Annotated in this window: 18 protein-coding genes; 6 read left to right on the forward strand and 12 right to left on the reverse strand. The window is 41.4% G+C overall.

Annotated elements, in window-relative coordinates; all coding sequences use genetic code 11:
* Positions 1–124: 124 nt before the first annotated feature.
* Together AAEZ18_RS03720 and AAEZ18_RS03725 are read right to left on the reverse strand one after the other, a co-directional pair.
* The gene (locus AAEZ18_RS03720) at positions 125–1,063 is read right to left on the reverse strand and encodes a porin (protein WP_350594183.1); all 939 of its coding nucleotides are present in this window, start codon (positions 1,061–1,063) and stop codon (positions 125–127) included.
* A gap of 162 nt (positions 1,064–1,225) precedes the next feature.
* Positions 1,226–2,089, reverse strand: a complete 864-nt coding sequence (locus tag AAEZ18_RS03725) for a LysR family transcriptional regulator (protein ID WP_011329216.1) — start codon at positions 2,087–2,089, stop codon at positions 1,226–1,228.
* Positions 2,090–2,179: 90 nt separating this feature from the next.
* Here AAEZ18_RS03725 and AAEZ18_RS03730 point away from each other — a divergent pair, with 90 nt between their 5' ends.
* The gene (locus tag AAEZ18_RS03730; RefSeq protein ID WP_011329217.1) at positions 2,180–2,554 is read left to right on the forward strand and encodes a MaoP family protein; all 375 of its coding nucleotides are present in this window, start codon (positions 2,180–2,182) and stop codon (positions 2,552–2,554) included.
* 106 nt (positions 2,555–2,660) lie between these two features.
* On the opposite strand, the gene rarD is transcribed toward AAEZ18_RS03730, so the two are convergent.
* Both rarD and AAEZ18_RS03740 read right to left on the reverse strand, forming a co-directional pair.
* Positions 2,661–3,581 (reverse strand): EamA family transporter RarD, encoded by a 921-nt coding sequence (gene rarD / locus AAEZ18_RS03735; protein ID WP_011329218.1) that lies wholly within the window; start codon positions 3,579–3,581, stop codon positions 2,661–2,663.
* 52 nt (positions 3,582–3,633) lie between these two features.
* Positions 3,634–4,089 carry a thioesterase family protein gene (locus AAEZ18_RS03740; protein ID WP_172459223.1) on the reverse strand — a complete coding sequence of 152 codons (456 nt, stop codon included), beginning with the start codon at positions 4,087–4,089 and terminating at the stop codon, positions 3,634–3,636.
* A 203-nt stretch (positions 4,090–4,292) separates the two neighbouring features.
* Between AAEZ18_RS03740 and recQ the strand changes: the two genes are divergently transcribed.
* The 4 genes from recQ (at position 4,293) to AAEZ18_RS03760 (ending at position 8,860) form a co-directional block, all read left to right on the forward strand.
* Complete coding sequence (gene recQ / locus AAEZ18_RS03745; protein WP_192532767.1) at positions 4,293–6,116, forward strand: DNA helicase RecQ; 1,824 nt, start codon at positions 4,293–4,295, stop codon at positions 6,114–6,116.
* 7 nt (positions 6,117–6,123) lie between these two features.
* On the forward strand, positions 6,124–6,408 hold the full coding sequence (locus tag AAEZ18_RS03750; RefSeq protein WP_011329221.1) for a DUF3630 family protein: 285 nt from the start codon (positions 6,124–6,126) through the stop codon (positions 6,406–6,408).
* Between the two features lie 107 nt (positions 6,409–6,515).
* A complete protein-coding gene (locus AAEZ18_RS03755; RefSeq protein WP_350594181.1) occupies positions 6,516–8,225 on the forward strand; it encodes a ShlB/FhaC/HecB family hemolysin secretion/activation protein in 1,710 nt (569 codons plus the stop codon).
* A 65-nt stretch (positions 8,226–8,290) separates the two neighbouring features.
* Positions 8,291–8,860, forward strand: coding sequence for a mechanosensitive ion channel domain-containing protein (locus tag AAEZ18_RS03760; protein WP_011329223.1), 570 nt, complete (start codon positions 8,291–8,293; stop codon positions 8,858–8,860).
* 90 nt (positions 8,861–8,950) lie between these two features.
* Here AAEZ18_RS03760 and AAEZ18_RS03765 read toward each other — a convergent pair whose 3' ends face one another.
* The 3 genes from AAEZ18_RS03765 to AAEZ18_RS03775 all read right to left on the reverse strand — a co-directional run bounded on the left by AAEZ18_RS03765 (position 8,951) and on the right by AAEZ18_RS03775 (position 11,388).
* The gene (locus AAEZ18_RS03765; RefSeq protein ID WP_011329224.1) at positions 8,951–10,009 is read right to left on the reverse strand and encodes a succinylglutamate desuccinylase/aspartoacylase family protein; all 1,059 of its coding nucleotides are present in this window, start codon (positions 10,007–10,009) and stop codon (positions 8,951–8,953) included.
* Entirely contained in the window at positions 9,996–10,901 is a 906-nt protein-coding gene (gene rimK, locus AAEZ18_RS03770) for a 30S ribosomal protein S6--L-glutamate ligase (protein WP_011329225.1), read from the reverse strand. The genes AAEZ18_RS03765 and rimK overlap by 14 nt, the downstream gene beginning before the upstream one ends.
* A gap of 64 nt (positions 10,902–10,965) precedes the next feature.
* Positions 10,966–11,388 (reverse strand): ATP-dependent zinc protease family protein, encoded by a 423-nt coding sequence (locus tag AAEZ18_RS03775; protein WP_086995212.1) that lies wholly within the window; start codon positions 11,386–11,388, stop codon positions 10,966–10,968.
* 278 nt (positions 11,389–11,666) lie between these two features.
* Between AAEZ18_RS03775 and AAEZ18_RS03780 the strand changes: the two genes are divergently transcribed.
* On the forward strand, positions 11,667–12,638 hold the full coding sequence (locus AAEZ18_RS03780) for a zinc transporter ZntB (protein WP_350594179.1): 972 nt from the start codon (positions 11,667–11,669) through the stop codon (positions 12,636–12,638).
* Between the two features lie 162 nt (positions 12,639–12,800).
* Here AAEZ18_RS03780 and rraB read toward each other — a convergent pair whose 3' ends face one another.
* The 5 genes from rraB to parE all read right to left on the reverse strand — a co-directional run bounded on the left by rraB (position 12,801) and on the right by parE (position 19,348).
* Positions 12,801–13,136 (reverse strand): ribonuclease E inhibitor RraB, encoded by a 336-nt coding sequence (gene rraB, locus AAEZ18_RS03785; protein ID WP_011329231.1) that lies wholly within the window; start codon positions 13,134–13,136, stop codon positions 12,801–12,803.
* Positions 13,136–13,849 carry a 1-acylglycerol-3-phosphate O-acyltransferase gene (locus AAEZ18_RS03790; protein WP_350594177.1) on the reverse strand — a complete coding sequence of 238 codons (714 nt, stop codon included), beginning with the start codon at positions 13,847–13,849 and terminating at the stop codon, positions 13,136–13,138. Before AAEZ18_RS03790 ends, rraB begins: the two co-directional genes overlap by 1 nt.
* A gap of 175 nt (positions 13,850–14,024) precedes the next feature.
* Entirely contained in the window at positions 14,025–16,319 is a 2,295-nt protein-coding gene (gene parC / locus AAEZ18_RS03795; protein ID WP_011329233.1) for a DNA topoisomerase IV subunit A, read from the reverse strand.
* A gap of 10 nt (positions 16,320–16,329) precedes the next feature.
* A complete protein-coding gene (locus tag AAEZ18_RS03800) occupies positions 16,330–17,424 on the reverse strand; it encodes a PQQ-dependent sugar dehydrogenase (protein ID WP_086995204.1) in 1,095 nt (364 codons plus the stop codon).
* Between the two features lie 34 nt (positions 17,425–17,458).
* Positions 17,459–19,348, reverse strand: coding sequence for a DNA topoisomerase IV subunit B (gene parE, locus AAEZ18_RS03805; RefSeq protein ID WP_350594174.1), 1,890 nt, complete (start codon positions 19,346–19,348; stop codon positions 17,459–17,461).
* Positions 19,349–19,355 lie beyond the last annotated feature (7 nt).

A 19,355-nucleotide genomic window follows, 5' to 3' on the forward strand; every position in this document is an offset into this window, starting at 1 on the left:
TTATCTTCCCCTTAGTCAGGGTGATAAGGCATCTTTCAGCCTATCGGGTTTGCCAGCTTCGCTGGGCAAACAAAAAAACCGCACTTAACAAAGTACGGCTTAAAAAGGCAGTGCTAAGCGCTGCTTAAAATTTATATTCTATACCTACACCTAAGTAGTCTTGGTCAACGTTGTTGTCCATATCGAAATTAGAATAAAAACCAAATAATTTAGTGTTTTTATTTAACTGATGATCAACACCTGCCGAAATAGCCGTTTTGTCATCACTGCCTTTAAAATTCATTGCCTGGTACTGCAATTTAAAGGTATTGCTAGCCATAGTGTAAGCCGCACTTAATAAATAACCGTCGGCCTCACTACTGCCATCAACTTTTTCTTGCGTTTGATACATAGCGCCTAATTTAAAATCGGCTACTTTACCTTGTACTGATGCGCGCACTACATCGTAGCCGTTCACTTCACTATCGGCAGCAATAGCGGCATATATTGCGCTCTTTTTAAGGGCTGCGTCACCATAAGTTACTGCCATTGAATAGCCATTTTTAGCACCTGCTGCATCGCTATCCTCTGCAACAAACGTAGCCAAAAGCTTAAAACCTTGGTAAGAATTAGAGGCATAAGAAACACTACTGCCCATTCTATTTTCACCTTTAAAGGCATTTTTAATGTCGCCTTCAAGGTCGTTAAATAAATCAACTTTACCTTGTGACTGCTTAAGCGCGGTATCGTTACGGCCAATAACAACTTGGCCAAACGCGCCTTTTAAACCTATATACTGATTACGAGCAGAGATATTGTCGTCATTATCACCTTTTGAGTCGGCGTCAGAAACATCAACTTGAAATTCAAACTTATAAACAGCTTCTAAGCCATCAGATATTTTTTCAGACCCTTTTAAGCCCAAACGTGATTTGTTACTTTTAATTTCGGTAAAAGACCCCTCACCATCATCCGACGACTGTAGTGTTACGTTCGCTTTACCGTAAAAATCCACTTCAGCAAGCGCATTAAAAGACAAACCACCTAATAAAGCTATACATAAGCTCGACTTTACAAATTTCATGTTATTTCCTCGATAATCACAACAGACTCGTTTTTAATGCAACAGGAGTTTGGCACTGTTAAATGACAAAAATATTACAGCCGTCATATTTTTACACTTTTAAATTCATAAAAACACATAATAGTTGCAATCAAACGTACATATACAGCAAAACCATTGGCCTTACTCAACGGGTAACTTAGGAGTCATTTGGGTTAATAAATTTACTAATGTTTCTATTAACTCTTTTTGCTCATTGTCTCTGTGATAGGCAACAAATATATCGCGCGAGGTGGTTTCTACGTCTTTCACATGAAATAACTCGCCTTTTTCTAAATGCGCTGCAACAAGTACTTGAGGAATGAATGCACTCCCTCCGCATTGCAATATTAAATCAAGTGCTATACGCCCTGTACTTGTTCTAAAGTAAGGTGGGGTTTTGCCAGTAAACTGGCGAGCATGCCACAGTGAGAATGTCGTGCCCCAGTCAACATATACGTACTGGTTATCAAAAAAGTTATCGTAACTGGCAGTATCAAACGCGCTTACCGGTATAATGGGTAGTTCGCAAATTCGCTCAACCACCAGCTCATCAACTTTTGGTGGATCAAATAAAATAGCTAAATCTAAGGTGCGCTCTAATAGCAGGCGGGTACTTTCTTGTTGTGCTTTTACCTCAGCCACCAAAGACACACCGGGCATTGCCGATACAATATTAGTAATACCAAACTGTAAAAATGCATCCCAAATGTTTGGTGTACCCGCTAGGCAAATTTGTTTATGCATATTATCGGCAAGTGCCACATCTACTTTTGCTCTTTGCATGCCAGTAATGATCATTTGTGCATGGGGTAATAAACGCTCACCTGGCGCTGTTAGTTGAATATTATTGCGCTGGCGAATAAACAAATTAACACCAAGCCCTTGCTCTAATTGACGAATTCTAAAGCTTACTGCAGACTGCGTGATATAAAGGTTTTCAGCCGCTTTGCCAAAGTGACGAGTGCGTACTACCTCAACAAATGTTTTTAATAAATCGATATCCAATTTTTTATCCTCACGATAAAAATAACTTGTTTAAAATATTTGCAAACTTGCCGCATACTCCAGCAATTACCAAGGTATGAGGGTACAACAATGAGCAATGATATTTCACTACTTCGCCAAGCATTTGTTAGTCAACGTCAGTTTTTTGATGATCAAAACTTCCCACGCGGATTTGGTCGCAGCGGAAACTTTACCTTATTAGAAGCCAGTATATTAGAGCAACACGGTGTTGTTTTAAAAGGCTTACATAATAAAGCCCTAGAGCCACAAAATGAACATCAGCAACAATTTGTCGCTGTTATTAGTGGTGCTTTAGAGCCAACCAATGCAATTGAGCGCGCTTGGGTTAAATACTTAAAGTTAACAACCAGCAAAGCAAAGTTCCATACATTATTTGGCCGCTCAAAAATAGCGACCCCAGCACCAATAAGCCAAGACTATTACGCCGAGTCAGACAGTATGTAATTGCTTTAACTATTTAATTTTTACATTTTAAATAGTTAAACATACACCAAGCCTAGCGCGAGTACAAAATACATCGCGCTACGTGCTTACTTAAGTTAACTAACTTTTAAACCACGCCTGAGGCCACAATAGCGGCTTTTTTACGTTTACGAGATTGCCTAAAAGAGTCCCAACTAAAAATAGCCAATGCACTCCAAATACAAACAAATGTAACTACTCGCTCGGCATCAAACACTTCACCGTAAAGCATCACAGCTAATATAAACATCAAACTTGGCCCTATGTACTGAAAAAAGCCTAAAGTGGTGTATTGCAAACGCTTAGCAGCGCCGGTAAAGCACAGTAGTGGTAAGGTGGTAATGATCCCGGCACTAATGAGTAACACATTGGTATGCCAGTCATTAGCAGGCAAGCTTGACGTTGCTGTAGGCACCATTAAATACCAATAAATAAGCGCTACGGGCAAGAGTATAAATGCTTCTATTGAAATACCGGACAATGCTTCCACTGGCAGTTTCTTACGCAGTAAACCATATATTGCAAATGATATAGCTAGCGAAAAAGCAACCACAGGAAATGAGCCAAAACTTATTAATTGCAGCAGTACACCGGTAAATGCTAAAGCAACAGCAACCATTTGAAACTTACGTAAACGTTCGCCTAAAAATAACACTCCCAGTAATACATTTAGTAACGGATTAATGTAATAACCTAAACTGGCATCAAGCATATGATTATTATTAACCGCCCATATAAACAAGCCCCAGTTAAACCCCAGTATCGACGAGGTTAAAACCAGCATTAACAATAACTTAGGCTGTACTATAATGCGTTTAATTCTATCCCACTGGCCTAAAATACTCACAATAATAATTAAAAACATCACCGACCACACAACACGATGCGTTAAAATTTCAAATGCAGTAACATGCTGGAGTTGCTTAAAGTATATAGGTGCTAAACCCCATATAGTAAAAGCGATGCAAGCCAAAATGGCGCCCTTGCGCTTCTCGGTATCAATCGGCATAAATAAACACTTAGTTATTCAAAAGGTCGCCAGTTTACTCCGCAAACTTTTATTAGCCAACTAAATACGTACCCGTACCAAATGCTATTTGTACTGCTTGCTCATTATGCAATTCCATCCTACAAACACATACTTTATTGCCCGAGCGAATTAAAGTGGCACTGGCTATAAATTTCTCGCCTTTGCCTGGGCGTAGGTAATCGGTGCGCATATCTATAGTGCCCAAGGTGGCTAGTTTTTGCTGCACAGATAAAATATCAACATCGTTTAGCTTATCTATTACACTTGCTGCAGCTAACATACCACCTACGTTATCGAGCACTGCCGAAATAACGCCGCCATGGAGTATTTTTTGTGCCGGATTACCTATGAGTATATCCTGCCAAGGAAACGATATTTTTGCTTGTTCTGGGCTAAGTGATTCTACCGATATTTTTAAAAACTGATTAAACGGCATATTATTTACAAACAGCGAGCCTACATGCTCTATTAACATTTCTTTATTCATTATTATTCTCTATGTTATATCTGGTAAGAGGAGTAAAGCATAACTAGGATAAAACTAGCAACACAGTTAAATTTATTAGCCGCTTAAAGTCAGCTAATATCCCCCCCTCCTGAGCGAGTAAATTCACACGTTATAAATTTATTCAAAAAACATTCAACACTCGCTAAAGACATCCTGTACAAAAAACACTAAAATACCCCGCAATGAATACATTAACACCACCCTCTAGCTCACTTGTGCGCACCCCTGAAGCTGTACTCAAACAAGTGTTTGGTTATAGTGAATTTCGCGACGGCCAAAAAACGGTTATTGATGCAGCCATTAACGGCCAAGATTCGTTGGTATTGCTGCCAACCGGTGGCGGTAAATCTGTGTGCTATCAAATACCCGCTTTAGTGCTTGAAGGGGTAACTATTGTTATTTCTCCGCTAATATCGCTAATGCAAGATCAGGTAACTCAACTACAAGCGCTGGGCGTTAAAGCCGCATATATAAATAATAGCTTAGCCCGCGAAGAGCAGCAGCAGGTATACCAACAACTCCATCAGGGATTAATTAAACTACTGTATGTTGCCCCTGAAAAAGTGCTGCAGCGCGAGTTTTTAGAGCGCTTATCGCATTTAAAAATCAGCTTATTTGCTATTGACGAAGCGCATTGTGTATCGCATTGGGGGCACGATTTTAGACCCCATTACTTTCGTTTAAACGAATTAAAACAGCGCTTTGCTCATGTACCTATGATGGCCCTTACTGCAACTGCCGATAAAGCCACTCGTTTTGATATTGTTGAGCAATTAAAGTTACAACAACCCTATATTCATACCGGCAGCTTTGATCGCCCTAATATTCGCTACACCATAGAAGAAAAATTTAAACCTATGGTGCAACTGCTGCGCTATTTAAAAGAACAAAAAAGCCAAAGCGGCATAATTTATTGCACCAGCCGTAAGCGCGTAGACGACATAGCCGAAAAGTTAGCCGACGCGGGACTTAACGCCGCCGCCTATCATGCAGGTATGAGTAACGAGCAGCGCCAATTTGTGCAAACCGGCTTTGCCCGCGACGATATACAAATAGTGGTTGCTACAGTGGCCTTTGGTATGGGTATAAATAAACCCAATGTGCGCTTTGTATTGCATTACGATATTCCCAAAAGCATAGAGTCGTACTATCAAGAAACTGGCCGCGCTGGGCGAGATGGCCTTGCCGCTGAGGCTATAATGTATTTTGATCCGGCTGATATAGGCCGCGTAAGACGCTTTTTTGAAGATATTGACGACGAGCAACGTCGCCGCGTCGAAGAGCAGCGCTTTAATGCCATGGCCAGTTTTGCCGAAGCACAAACCTGCCGTCGACAAATCCTGCTTAACTATTTTAGTGAGTATCAACGTGAGCCATGCGGTAACTGCGATATTTGCTTAAATCCGCCCAAAAGCTTTGATGGCACTTTAGTAGCGCAGCAGGCACTATCGTGTGTATACAGAGCAGAGCAACGCTTTGGCCTTGGATATATTGTTGAGTTACTACGCGGTGCAAACACCAGTCGTATTCGCGATAATAACCATCATCAACTCAGCACCTACGGCATTGGCAAAGACAAAAGCAGTGAATTTTGGCTAAGTATTTTACGCCAACTTATTCATCAAGGCTTATTAAGCCAAGATATAACCCAAGGTGCATCACTGCGTTTAACCGAAGCCGCGCGCGCTATTTTAAAAAGCGAATATGCGTTGCAACTCGCAGAGCCTCGCCTGCAAGCTAAGCATGTTTATCAAGATAAATTAGCTCAGTTTAATTACGACAAAAAGCTATTTGCTCGCTTAAGGGCGCTGCGAAAAGAGTTAGCCGATGCCGACGATGTACCGCCGTACGTGGTATTTAACGACAAAACGCTTGCAGAAATGGCGCAGCTAATGCCGACCAACGACAGCGAATTTTTAAAGGTGTCGGGTGTTGGCTTTACTAAATTAAATAAGTATGGCGGTGAGTTTTTAACTGCAATTCGCAACTACCTTGCTACTAACTAAGAGCATTATGACCATAATAGAATATCACCACACGCATCAATGCATTATTATTACGCCGGTAGAGCCGCCCCACGACGAAGACTTTGAACTGTGGAGTCGCTTGTTTTTACACCACGATGAAATAACCATTAATGAGTACTCTGCTGGTGCCGATCGTCATCAACTGCGCTTCACTTATCAGCAGCAAACATTTAATTTAAACTTTGAACACTACAGCCAAAGTATTTGGATTAACGGTGAAGGCCATGACGCTGAACATTTATTAGCCGCACTTACTTTTTACCTAAGTTAATAGCAATTAAATAACTTCAAGCTCTCTACTTTTAACTTACATTTTAGTAACAATGATGTAGGCTGATATTACGGTAGTAATTTGCTACGTAGCAGTAAAGGGTTTGAATGATTACTAAAAAATGGATTTCATCTTGTTGTTTTAGCCTCTGTATTCCAAGCTTTTTTATGTTCAGTTTAGCTGCGCAAGAAACCCCTCATGCGCAAAATGATTGCGCAAGCGAGCAACCAACGCCATCAAGTAGTAATAATTTACGCCGTCAACTAGATCAACCAACGCCACTGTTAAAGCAAAGTAGTAATGCAAAAATTGCCAATATTACTTTGCAGCAACTTAACGTATTTAATACTGAACTCGAAGCCGAAAATAACGCCCTATTTCGCTTTGCTAACCGCGCGCATATTCAAACTGAGCCAGAGGTTATTAAAAGTATTTTATTGTTTGAGAGCGGTGATAATTTTGATCCTAAAATGCTCGCCGAATCAGAACGCTTACTGCGTAAACAAAACTATTTATACGATGCTCAAGTCATTGCCACCGAAAACTGCGAAGGGAACGTTAATGTTACCGTCGTTACGCGTGACTTATGGACACTGCTACCAGAAATAAGCTTTAGCCGCAGTGGCGGAGAAAACAAGTCGAGTATTGGTTTTCGCGAATCTAACTTATTTGGCTGGGGTAAGCGTTTGTCGTTGTCGCGCACTACAGATAGCGATCGTAATGGTTATTTATTTGTATACGACGATCCTAATATTTTATCAACCCGCTATCGTGGGCGTTTAGAGTACGCCGATAATAACGATGGTAAACGCCATCTGCTAGAGCTTACCTATCCGTTTTTTGCTATAGACACCCCTTTTAGCTACGGTATTTTAAGCTATTCAGAGCAACGCGAAGAAGCGCTATATCAGCGCGGTGAAAAGTTTAGTGAATTTGATCAAACGACCGACTACAACAGCTTTTTTGTTGGTCACTCCAAATCATTAAGCCGTAACTGGACCCAGCGCCTCAGCCTGGGCTACGTTGATGAGCAACATACTTTTGCTGCAATAGATTCAACCTTTGCCCCCTTAGCTGTCGATCGCAGTTTAAGCTACCCCTATGTAAGCGGACACTGGTTTGAAGATAACTTTATAAAAGTACGCAATTTCGACAGTATTTATCGTACTGAGGACTTAAACTTAGGTTGGAACATAAAAGCCTTACTGGGTTACTCCGATGAATCTGTTAGTAACGATGATAGCCGCGCGGTTTACTCTTTTAACTTTAAAAAAGCTCACTTTAGTGGCGATAATACCTTATGGCGCTTTAGTGCAGACATTGATGGTTACTGGAATAAAGAGCAGGACAAATTTGAAAACCTGATCTCCACCAGCCAAATACAATATTATTTAAATACCAGCATTGATCAGTCTTGGTATGTAAAAGCTCGGGTGCAGTACGCTAAAAACCTCACTAACGATAAACAACTTACACTCGGCGGCGAAACCGGCCTGCGTGGCTATCCTATGGATTATCAGCATGGAGATCGCAGCTTTTTAGTGAGTTTAGAAAAGCGCTACTATTGGGAATATGATTTACTACAATTATTTAAAGTAGGCGGCGCTGCTTTTCTTGATGTTGGCCGAGCATGGTCTAACACCCCAAACAATATTGAAGATAGCCGCGTTCTTAAAAATGTAGGTATAGGCCTGCGCTTAGCACCAAGCCGTGCTAATGCCGGCACCATGATCCATATAGATATAGCTGCACCGCTAGATAGTGCCGATGGCGTAGATTCGGTACAGTGGCTGGTAAATGTTAAAAATTCTTTTTAAATGGCTATTTCGTCGCACCCTAAAGCGTTAAACTGGGCATATATAATTATTGTGAGACTATAACTTTGGAATTGTTAGCTCTGCTTGGCACCCAATATAAACTGGTCGTTACCCTTATTGCGTTATTACTTTTTCCGATACTGTTAAAAGGTACTAAAAAGCTTCTCGAAAAAGCTATTAAAGGAAAAATAGACCTACACCGAAAATATCGTGCTGAGCTATTACTTAAAATTATCCTCGCATTTGTGATGTTATGTTTAGTGCTGGTATTTTGGGGTATTGAGCTACGCGGACTCCTAGTACTAGGTTCGTCGCTATTTGCTATGCTAGGTGTTGCACTGTTTGCCGCTTGGTCATTACTTAGTAATCTCACCGCTTTTTTACTGATGTTTATTCAAAATGACTGCCGCGTTGGCTATTGGGTACGTATTGTTGATGGCGCAAATAGTATTGAAGGGCGCATTATAGAAATGGGCTTAATGAATGTAGTGCTTGAGCACATTGACGGGCATAGAGTTATTTATCCCAATAACTTATTTGTAACTCGTCCGGTACTGGTTTTAAACAAAGAACCTAAGCCAACAAAAGCACCGGTAATTAGGCGTATTATTGGCCCCAAAAAGCCAAATAAATAGTAATAAAAAAGCCGTTTTGTTATCCCAACTGGGTTAACTAAAACGGCTTTACAATTTATTCTATCTATATTTAGTAGCTTACTATTATAACTAGTTATTTAACTCAGCTGTTTTAAGCTCATCATCTAAATCATTTATTTCATCAATAAAAGTGCCAAGCTGTTGTTCAACCAAGCTATTTGCATGAGCAAAATACGCAATATGAAACACCGCATCACCCTCATTTACTAATGGCATAGTTTGCTGGCCAATAATAATTCCACTGCGTGGTGCTGGTAGCTCAAGTTCAGAGTCGCCAAGTGGGCTGCTAATATAAGCAAGTACTTGCCCCTTAGTAACACGCTCTCCAAGCGATACCTGCGCACGCACAATGCCATCTACATTAGCACGCACCCAACTTGTAGAGCTGGCTATAATAGGCTCAGGAAGCTTTCTAGGACGCTTACCACGGATCATTTTTAAATGACGCATAACATAGTCAACGCCTTGTACACCTGCAGCAATCGCAAATGGGTCAAAACGCAGTGCTTCACCGGCTTCATAAGTAATAACCGGGATCCCTAAGTTAGCGGCTTCGCTGCGCAGTGAGCCATTACGTAACGAGGCATCTATCACTGCGGGTGTACCAAATGCTTTAGCCATTTGTGCGGTGGCTTCATCGGCTAAATTAGCGCGTATTTGCGGTAAGTTAGTGCGGTGAATAGCTCCCGTATGTAAATCAATAATATGGGTACAATGTACTGCCACTTGATTAAAAAACATATACGCCATACGACCAGCCAGCGAGCCACGCTCTGAACCCGGAAAACTGCGGTTCATATCGCGTCTATCAGGTAAGTAGCGCGACTTATGTATAAAGCCAAACACATTTACAATCGGCACCGCAATCAGCGTGCCGCGCAACTGGTTAGGATCTATTTTAGCAAGTAATTGCCGCACCACTTCTACGCCATTGAGCTCATCGCCATGAATAGCCGCACACACCATAAGTACCGGCCCTTCCATAACACCATTAACCACTTCAATTGGAATATTAAGTGGAGAGTGGGTATAAAGTTTTGCCGCTTCTAAGGCCAGCGTTTTACGCTCGCCTACGCCAACACTTTCACCTAATAAGGTAAAAGAACGGTTAATTTTAACCTTTGCCACGAGTTGCTGTTCCTTTACTTGATGCTGTTTTTTCAATGAAATCAATCACCATGCCTGCAATATCTTTACCTGTTGCTATTTCAATGCCCTCAAGGCCTGGTGATGAGTTAACTTCCATCACTAAAGGACCACGTGATGAGCGAAGTAAATCAACACCGGCTACATTTAAGCCCATCGCTTTAGCAGCTGCAACGGCTGTTTTACGTTCTTCTGGCGTAATACGCACTAATGTAGCGCTACCACCACGGTGAAGGTTTGAGCGGAACTCACCTTCTTGTGCTTGGCGTTTCATTGCTGCAATCACTTTGTCACCTAAAACAAAACAACGGATGTCAGCACCACCGGCTTCTTTAATGTATTCTTGCACCATAATGTTAGCTTTTAAGCCCATAAATGCTTCAATAACACTCTCAGCCGCTTTACGCGTTTCAGCCAATACCACACCAATACCTTGCGTGCCTTCTAGTAGTTTAATTACTACCGGCGCACCGCCTACCATTTCGAGCAAGTCTTTTACATCATCTGGTTTACTAGCAAAACCAGTCACTGGCATACCTACACCTTTACGAGATAAAAGCTGTAATGAGCGCAACTTATCGCGAGAGCGAGAAATAGCAACCGACTCGTTTACTGGATACACGCCCATCATTTCAAATTGACGCAGCACCGAACAGCCGTAAAACGTAACTGATGCGCCAATACGCGGAATAACTGCATCAAAGCCTTTTAAGTTTTCACCACGATAGTGAATTTCTGGTAGCTCAGAGTTTATATTCATATAACAACGCAGTGCATCTACTACTTTAACTTCGTGACCACGAGCTTCAGCCGCCTCAATTAAACGACGCGTTGAATACAATTTTTTGTTGCGAGATAAAATACCAATTTTCATAATTTAAACCTTAATAAGTACGTATTATTTTAGAAGCTTAGTCCCTCTAAAAGTTAATACATCCTTATAATAAATGAGATAAAGCCGGGTCAACGACTATACGATTTTCCATGGCTGTACGCCCGAGTAACATTCTAAACTTCATTGTTGCGCGGCTAGTTAAGGTAATTTCTATAGGCCAGCTATATTTACCCGCATGCAATGTTGTTTCTATAAAGTAACGTAACTCTTTTTGCCCGCCAGAGCTGGTTACGTGCTTCTTCTTTTTAACTTTTGCATTGCAAACAACTTGTGTTTCTTCATCTTCTTGCAATGGCTGGGTAATAAATTTAACCCACTTTTCGCCATCAACTTCATACTCTTCTATATTAAGTGCATGAATACATGAGGTGCGGGCACCGGTATCAATTTTTGCTTTTACTTTCTCGATGCCTAGCTCTGGTAAACTCAACCACTCACGCCAACCAACGGTAATCTTTGCTGTCATAAATGTGCCCTTAATAAAAAAGTGTCTTATACGCTACCGGAAAAAAAACACCAACAAAATAAATTTATCAAGTCGACAAATTGATTTGATTGATCTTTATAGCCGACTAGTTTAACAATATAAGCGTAACAAACTAGTCAACTTTAAGGGCCAAAAACCCCCTTGTTCGAAGCGCTAAATAAATTTAACTTCTTAAAAAAGAAAGATAAGTTTAATTTACTAAAGTAAATACACTATAGTAAACGGTATTAAAAACACACCATCTATGAGAAATTATTATGATTAATGGCTTACTTCACGCCCTTGTACTTGATGAGCAAGGCGGTGCGCGCACTATAGAAAACAGCGCCGAACTACATAATTGGCAACCAGAGCAAGGCAAGCTTTGGGTGCACATGGATTATAGCCAAGCTGACGTTGTCACTTGGCTAAAAGGCTGTGAATTTTTAACCGACTACGAATTAGAGTCGCTAACTGCAGACGAAACTCGCCCACGTATCACCCCTGCTACAAACGGCCATATGTTATTTTTACGCGGTATTAATTTAAATCCGGCACAAAGCCCTGAAGACATGGTTTCAATTCGCCTTTTTATTAACGATGATATTGTTATTACTACCCGAAAGCGTCGCTTACTATCTATTCAAGATATTTTAGCTTCATTTAGTAACAATACCGGTCCGCGCAGTATTTCTGAACTCGTCTGCACTATCACCCAAAAACTCACTTCCCGTATGGAAAGTGTTATTGATGCTTTAGATGAAACCCTAGATGAATTTGAAGAAGAAATAGATGAGCCAAGCAAAAAGTTTGATAATCAAGGTTTGTCGCAATTACGTCGGCAAACTATTGCTTTAAAACGCTATTTAAAGCCACAAAAAGAAGCGCTTATTAGCATGGTTAATCATCACTATTCATGGCTCTTCGATGAGGATAAAGCAAAGCTTAATGAAACCACTAATTTACTAACTCGTTACCTTGAAGAATTAGACAGCTCAATAGATCGGGCGCAAATTATTCAACAAACAGTCACTAACCAAGTATCTGAGCAGCTAAATCAGCGTATGTATGTTATGTCGGTGGTGGCTGCATTATTTTTGCCACTGGGCTTTTTAACCGGCTTATTAGGCGTAAACGTAGGCGGCATACCTGGCACAGAAAGCCCTTATGCGTTCACCTTATTCGTAGTATTTTTAGTTGTGCTTACCGGCAGTATTGGCGTGTACTTTAAAAATAAAAAATGGTTGTAACAGTATAAATTAAAATTTTAGGAATGAGATACTAGTGCGGGAGTTGATAAATCGTGTCGCTTTTGACCCGCAGAGCCGCGGTACTTTTAATTTCAAGCCAGATGGCTTTTAAACAAAAAAGGCGAACATTTTACAATGTTCGCCTTTTTATAGCTGCTACGCTTACTCTTGAAAGTAAGTGCCCCAACCGTCGTACTCAACTTCGCATTCAACAGCAAGTGCTGCCAGCTTATCAACGTCTTCCATTATTACGTCAACATCAAGCTCTGACTCTACAACTATGTCAAAACTCCAAATTTTTGCACCGTCTTCAAGCTCAAGCTCTGCTGGCTCTTCCACATCGTAGCCTAATTTAAAAGCGGCTAATGCGGCCTGCTCTAACTTAGGGAAGTCTTCACATACAAAGTGATGTTCTACTTCGTAAAGTATTTCAGGGTCTGAACCATCTTCGAGTAATGAAGATACGATGTCTTCACTTATTTCACGCCAGTTTTCCATTAATTTTCTCTCACTTGAGCATCTAATTCAGTTATTTTAGCAGCCATAATACTGTGCACACTTTTAGCGTGCTCGCGCGCGCTGATGTTTTTATCAAGCGATATGAGGGCTAACATTTCAATATAAATTGTACCATTATCCCAACGATTTAGTTTAATGGTTTTATGCGTTGTGCTCATACATACGGGCACTATGGGTACTTGCGCACTTAAAGCGGTATGAAATGCGCCTGTTTTTAAAGGTAATAAACCGCGTCCGTAACTGCGTGTACCTTCTGCAAACATCCATACTGATAAGCCATTTTTCTTTATTTTTTCAGCGGCTTTAGAAATAGTTCCCGCAGCTTTTGAGCGGTTTGTACGATCAATTAAAATATTCCCCGAAAGCCAATACAACTGACCAAAAAATGGCACCCACTTTAAGCTTTTTTTACCTACGCTCACGCAGTTTTTAGGCACCATTGCAGGAATAGTAAATAAGTCATAACTATTTTGATGATTTGCCACATAAACCGCAGGACCAAGATTTACGCTATCCGGATGATGTTTTAGTACAACTTTAACGCCCAGCATTTTTGCTACTGAGCCAAACCAGCTCGCTATAATATGCACATTATTAGGATGAAATGGCCTCACTATTGATAACAGTAACCCAAAAATACAACTTAATAATATAAACAACAGCATAATAAAAATACGTATAACAGCAAGCAACAGAGCGTCTCCAAATATAATCGCGTTAAGCCAGCGGCTATTATAACGTTATTTTATGATCTACACGAGAAAATAGCGCACAAGTGTACGCTCAATTTTACAACAAACTAAATTTATAACAAAAAAATGGCCTGCATAAGCAAGCCGTTTAATATGAGCGAATGTGAATTAATCGCTACTCATCAATAGCATTTTCAATTGGCTCGTCGTTTTGCGGGCTAAACTCTACAACAGCTTCGTCTACTCTTTGTAGGCCTCGTGGTAGTTTATTACCCCTACGCCCTCGCTCGCCATAATAATGCTCTAGATCACTTGGTTTAAGCGTTAGTTTTCGCTTACCTGCATGCAGCGTTACACTACTGCCCTCAGGCACTACTGCTAATACTTTTACAAACTCTTCGCGGGCTTGTACTTTAGCCCCCGGAATAGAAATTATTTTATTACCTTTACCTTTACCTAATTTTGGTAAGTCGCGCAGCGGAAATAACAACATCCGCCCTTCGTTGGAAATGGCCATACAATAATCACTAGCGACCTCGTTAACCCTAATTGGCGACAGTAATAAACCGCCTTTAGGTACGCTCACCAATGCTTTGCCGTTTTTGTTTTTACTCACTAAGTCTTTAAAGTCAGTAATAAAGCCATAACCTGCGTCTGATGCCATAAGTAATACTTGGTTATCTTCACCCATTACTACGTGCTCAAAGTTAGCGCCTGCACTAAGGTTAAAACGCCCTGTCATGGGCTCACCTTGGCTACGTGCTGAGGGCAGGCTATGCGCATCGGTTGCAAACGCTCGTCCTGCTGAATCTAAAAACACGGCGGGCTGGTTACTCTTACCCCGAGCTGAGGCTCTATATGCATCACCGGCTCGATAACTTAACCCTTGCACATCTAAATCATGTCCTTTGCCAACGCGTGCCCAGCCCTTGTCTGAAAGCACCACAGTGACCGACTCTGATGGGATTAAATCTTTTTCATTTAACGCTTTTGCTTCTAAGCGCTCAACAACTGGCGAGCGACGGTCGTCGCCATATATTTCAGCCGCCTCTTGAATTTCTTTTTTAAGCAACGTTGACATACGACGATCTGAGCCTAGCGTTTGCTGCAATTTATCACGCTCTTTAGCGAGTTCATCTTGCTCACCACGTATTTTAAATTCTTCTAACTTGGCTAAATGACGAAGTTTTAGCTCTAAAATAGCTTCTGCTTGTATGTCTGTTAAATCAAAGCGCTCCATTAATACTGGCTTTGGTTTATCTTCGCTGCGAATAATTTCAATCACTTCGTCAATATTTAAAAAGGCTGCTAATAAGCCTTCTAAAATATGTAAACGCGCTAACACTTTATCTAAACGATATTGTAGGCGTCGACGTACTGTTTCGCGTCTAAACACTAACCACTCGGTTAAAATAGTCAGTAAATTTTTAACTTGCGGACGCCCATCTAGGCCAAGCATATTTAAGTTTACACGATAGCTTTTTTCTAGATCTGTGGTGGCAAATAAGTGCGCCATTAATGGCTCAGCTTTAATACGGTTTGAACGCGGAATAATGACGATTCGAGTCGGGTTTTCGTGATCTGACTCATCGCGTAAATCGGCTACCATTGGCAGTTTTTTAGCGTTCATTTGCGCTGCAATTTGCTCCAGTACTTTACCACCAGAGCACTGATGTGGCAGTGCGGTAATAACTATATCACCCTGTTCTTGCGTATAAACTGCACGCATTTTGATTGAACCACGCCCAGTTTTATATATTTTGTGAATATCGGCTTTTGGGGTAATTATTTCTGCGTCTGTAGGGTAATCTGGCGCATGTACCAAGGTGAGTAATTCTTCAAGCTCAGTTTTTGGTTTATCAAGTAATAAGCAACAGGCACTGGCTACTTCACGCACATTATGAGGCGGAATATCGGTTGCCATACCAACTGCAATACCCGTTATACCATTGAGTAATATATGCGGTAAACGCGATGGCAGTACCACAGGCTCATCCATGGTGCCGTCAAAGTTTGGCGTCCAATCTACCGTCCCTTGGCCTAGCTCTTTGAGGAGTATTTCAGAGAACTTAGATAAACGTGCTTCGGTATAACGCATTGCCGCAAACGATTTAGGATCGTCGGCCGCGCCCCAGTTTCCTTGCCCGTCAACCAATGGATAACGATAAGAAAACGGCTGCGCCATTAATACCATGGCTTCATAACAGGCACTATCACCATGGGGATGGTATTTACCTAGTACGTCACCTACGGTACGGGCTGATTTTTTATACTTGGCATTAGCCGATAACCCCAGCTCGCTCATGGCATAAATAATACGTCGCTGTACTGGTTTTAAGCCATCGCCCACATGGGGTAATGCCCTATCCATAATTACGTACATAGAATAGTTTAAGTAGGCGTCTTCGGTAAAACGACCCATTGTTTGTTGCTCAATTCCTTGCATTAGCAAGGTATCTGTATCACTCATTAAAGCTTACCTAGTTTTTCTTATAGCTTACACGGTAGATCACATTGGCGTAATCATCGCTTACCAATAGACTGCCGTCACCTAATTCTGCAAATGCAACAGGGCGTCCATATGTTGTTTCGTCTTGCATAAAGCCTGTAATAAATGGCGTATATTTAGTTACACGGCCTTGCTCAATGCTCGCTAATGCCACTTTATAACCTGACTTTTTAGAACGGTTCCACGAGCCATGTTCAGCAACAAATAACTGCTGCTTATAGCTTGCTGGAAATTGCTTACCGTTATAAAAATGAATACCCAAAGGCGCTACATGCGCCGGTAAGGCTAGTGCAGGTGAAGTATAGTCGGCAATTTTTTTACCTTTTCCAAATTCAGGGTCAATAATCGCGCCTGCGTGAACATACGGAAAACCAAAATGCTCGCCCTCTTTAGTGACTCTATTTAACTCATCTGGCGGAATGTCATCCCCCATCATGTCGCGACCATTGTCGCTAAACCATAACGCTTGTGTGCTAGGGTGAAAGTCAAATCCTACTGAGTTACGTACGCCTTGCGCCAGTGTAGTAATTTGCTTGGTTTCTACGTTTAACGCAAAAATACGGCCAAAACGCTCGTCTTCAGCGCAAATATTACAAGGTACACCAACCGGAATTATTAGCTCGCCAGTTGGGGCAAAGCGTAAAAATTTCCAACCATGATGGCGCTCTGATGGCAGCGCATCGTAAAGCACCTCAAACTGTGGGTTTTTTAGTTGCGTATCAATATTTTTAAAACGAATGATGCGGTGTACTTCACCAACATATAAATCGCCATCTTTAATTGCTAAACCTGAAGGCATATTTAAGCCCTCTGCAACCAGCATTTTTTTATCTGCTACGCCATCGCTGTTATGATCAATAAGTGCATATACATTGCCTGCTTTACGCGAGCCAACATATACTATGCCTTTTTTTGATACTACAACTTGCCGTGCATTTTCAACATCACTGGCAAATAAGCTAAGCTCAAACCCCGGGGCTACCGTGAGTTTATCTAATATATTTTTAGCCATTACGGTATTGCTAGTTAAACCTAGTAATAGCACTATTTTTAGTACCGTATTCATATATTCTCCTTGTTTATTTAAACGCAGACGCTAATTAAACTTGTGCCTTGTTACCGTGATCCTCTAGCCATTGACGCCTATCTGCAGAGCGCTTTTTAGCCAGTAACATATCCATCATTTCCATGGTTAATTCTTCTTCATCCAAGGTGAGTTGCACTAAACGCCGGGTATTTGGATCCATAGTAGTTTCACGCAGTTGCAACGGGTTCATTTCACCCAAGCCTTTAAATCGCTGTACGTTTACTTTACCGCGTTTTTTCTCAGCTTCAATGCGCGCTAAAATACCGGTTTTTTCGTCTTCATCTAGTGCGTAATAAACATCTTTACCAATATCGATTCTAAAAAGTGGTGGCATAGCAACATACACATGCCCTGCTTTTACTAGTGGCTTAAAGTGGCGCACAAATAAGGCGCACAATAGGGTAGCTATGTGTAACCCATCCGAGTCAGCATCGGCTAATATACATATTTTATTATAGCGCAGCGCTGTTAAATCGTCTGAATCTGGGTCTATACCTAATGCCACGGAAATATCGTGCACCTCTTGCGATGCTAATATTTGCCCCGAATCAACTTCCCAGGTATTTAATATTTTACCACGCAGCGGCATTATTGCTTGAAACTCACGATCTCGCGCTTGCTTAGCCGAGCCACCTGCCGAGTCACCTTCTACTAAAAATAGCTCGGTGCGATCGTTATCTGCGGCACTACAATCGGTTAATTTTCCCGGAAGTGCAGGCCCTGCGGTTACGCGTTTACGGATCACTTTTTTAGCAGCACGTAAACGTCGCTGCGCATTAGAAATACACAATTCAGAGAGTTGCTCTGCAATATCGGTATGCTCGTTTAGCCATAAACTAAAGGAGTCTTTTACTACGCCCGATACAAATGCCGCACATGAGCGCGACGATAACTTTTCTTTAGTTTGACCGGCAAACTGCGGATCTTGCATTTTAACTGAAAGCACATAGCTACAACGCTCCCAAATATCATCTGGGGTGAGTTTTACACCTCGTGGTAATAAATTTCTAAACTCACAAAACTCACGCATTGCCTCAAGTAAACCTTGGCGTAAACCGTTTACATGAGTACCGCCTTGTGCGGTAGGTATTAAGTTTACGTAACTTTCAGCTATTGACTCGCCCCCTTCAGGTAGCCAAATCAATGCCCAGTCAGCACCTTCAATTGAGCTTGAAAACTCACCTACAAAGGGCACATCTGGTAATGTTTCGTAGCCTTTAATGGCTTCAATTAAGTAATCTTTTAAACCCGTTTCGTAAAACCATTCTTGGGTTTCTTTAGTTTGCTTATTAACAAACTTAATGCGTAAGCCTGGGCATAACACGGCTTTAGCTTTTAATAAGTGATTTAGTTTAGTGATTGAATAGTTAGGCGAATCAAAGTAGCTAACGTCTGGCCAAAAACGTACTGTGGTACCGGTATTGCGCTTACCCACCACGCCAATTACGCTTAAGTCTTCAACTTTTTCGCCATTTTCAAATGCCATTCTGTATTGCTGGGCATCTCGTCTAACGGTCACTTCTACGCGGGTTGATAGCGCATTTACAACCGAAATACCAACGCCGTGTAAACCACCCGAAAACTGATAGTTTTTGTTAGAAAACTTACCACCAGCATGCAGTTTGGTAAATATTAGCTCAACCCCGGGAATACCTTCCTCAGGGTGAATATCAATAGGCATACCACGGCCATTGTCACTCACTTCGAGCGAGTTATCTTCGTGTAAGATCACATCTATTCGAGTGGCATGGCCGGCCATTGCTTCATCGACACTATTATCGATAACTTCTTGGCCTAAATGATTTGGCCGCGAGGTATCTGTATACATACCGGGGCGGCGTTTTACCGGATCTAACCCATTGAGTACTTCAATAGCTTCGGCGTTATAATTTTGCTGACTCATAATTTTT

The sequence above is a fragment of the Pseudoalteromonas sp. 19-MNA-CIBAN-0066 genome, from assembly GCF_040308705.1.
Classification (GTDB): domain Bacteria; phylum Pseudomonadota; class Gammaproteobacteria; order Enterobacterales; family Alteromonadaceae; genus Pseudoalteromonas; species Pseudoalteromonas nigrifaciens.

What these genes read in the sequence shown, in the direction of transcription:
- AAEZ18_RS03775 (WP_086995212.1), bottom strand. Translation starts at nt 11,388, where the DNA reads ATGACAGCAAAGATTACCGTTGGTTGGCGTGAGTGGTTGAGTTTACCA.
- AAEZ18_RS03740 (WP_172459223.1), bottom strand. Translation starts at nt 4,089, where the DNA reads ATGAATAAAGAAATGTTAATAGAGCATGTAGGCTCGCTGTTTGTAAAT.
- AAEZ18_RS03720 (WP_350594183.1), bottom strand. Translation starts at nt 1,063, where the DNA reads ATGAAATTTGTAAAGTCGAGCTTATGTATAGCTTTATTAGGTGGTTTG.
- AAEZ18_RS03750 (WP_011329221.1), top strand. Translation starts at nt 6,124, where the DNA reads ATGACCATAATAGAATATCACCACACGCATCAATGCATTATTATTACG.
- rimK (WP_011329225.1), bottom strand. Translation starts at nt 10,901, where the DNA reads ATGAAAATTGGTATTTTATCTCGCAACAAAAAATTGTATTCAACGCGT.
- recQ (WP_192532767.1), top strand. Translation starts at nt 4,293, where the DNA reads ATGAATACATTAACACCACCCTCTAGCTCACTTGTGCGCACCCCTGAA.
- rarD (WP_011329218.1), bottom strand. Translation starts at nt 3,581, where the DNA reads ATGCCGATTGATACCGAGAAGCGCAAGGGCGCCATTTTGGCTTGCATC.
- parC (WP_011329233.1), bottom strand. Translation starts at nt 16,319, where the DNA reads ATGAGTGATACAGATACCTTGCTAATGCAAGGAATTGAGCAACAAACA.
- AAEZ18_RS03800 (WP_086995204.1), bottom strand. Translation starts at nt 17,424, where the DNA reads ATGAATACGGTACTAAAAATAGTGCTATTACTAGGTTTAACTAGCAAT.
- AAEZ18_RS03755 (WP_350594181.1), top strand. Translation starts at nt 6,516, where the DNA reads ATGATTACTAAAAAATGGATTTCATCTTGTTGTTTTAGCCTCTGTATT.
- AAEZ18_RS03780 (WP_350594179.1), top strand. Translation starts at nt 11,667, where the DNA reads ATGATTAATGGCTTACTTCACGCCCTTGTACTTGATGAGCAAGGCGGT.
- AAEZ18_RS03730 (WP_011329217.1), top strand. Translation starts at nt 2,180, where the DNA reads ATGAGCAATGATATTTCACTACTTCGCCAAGCATTTGTTAGTCAACGT.
- parE (WP_350594174.1), bottom strand. Translation starts at nt 19,348, where the DNA reads ATGAGTCAGCAAAATTATAACGCCGAAGCTATTGAAGTACTCAATGGG.
- rraB (WP_011329231.1), bottom strand. Translation starts at nt 13,136, where the DNA reads ATGGAAAACTGGCGTGAAATAAGTGAAGACATCGTATCTTCATTACTC.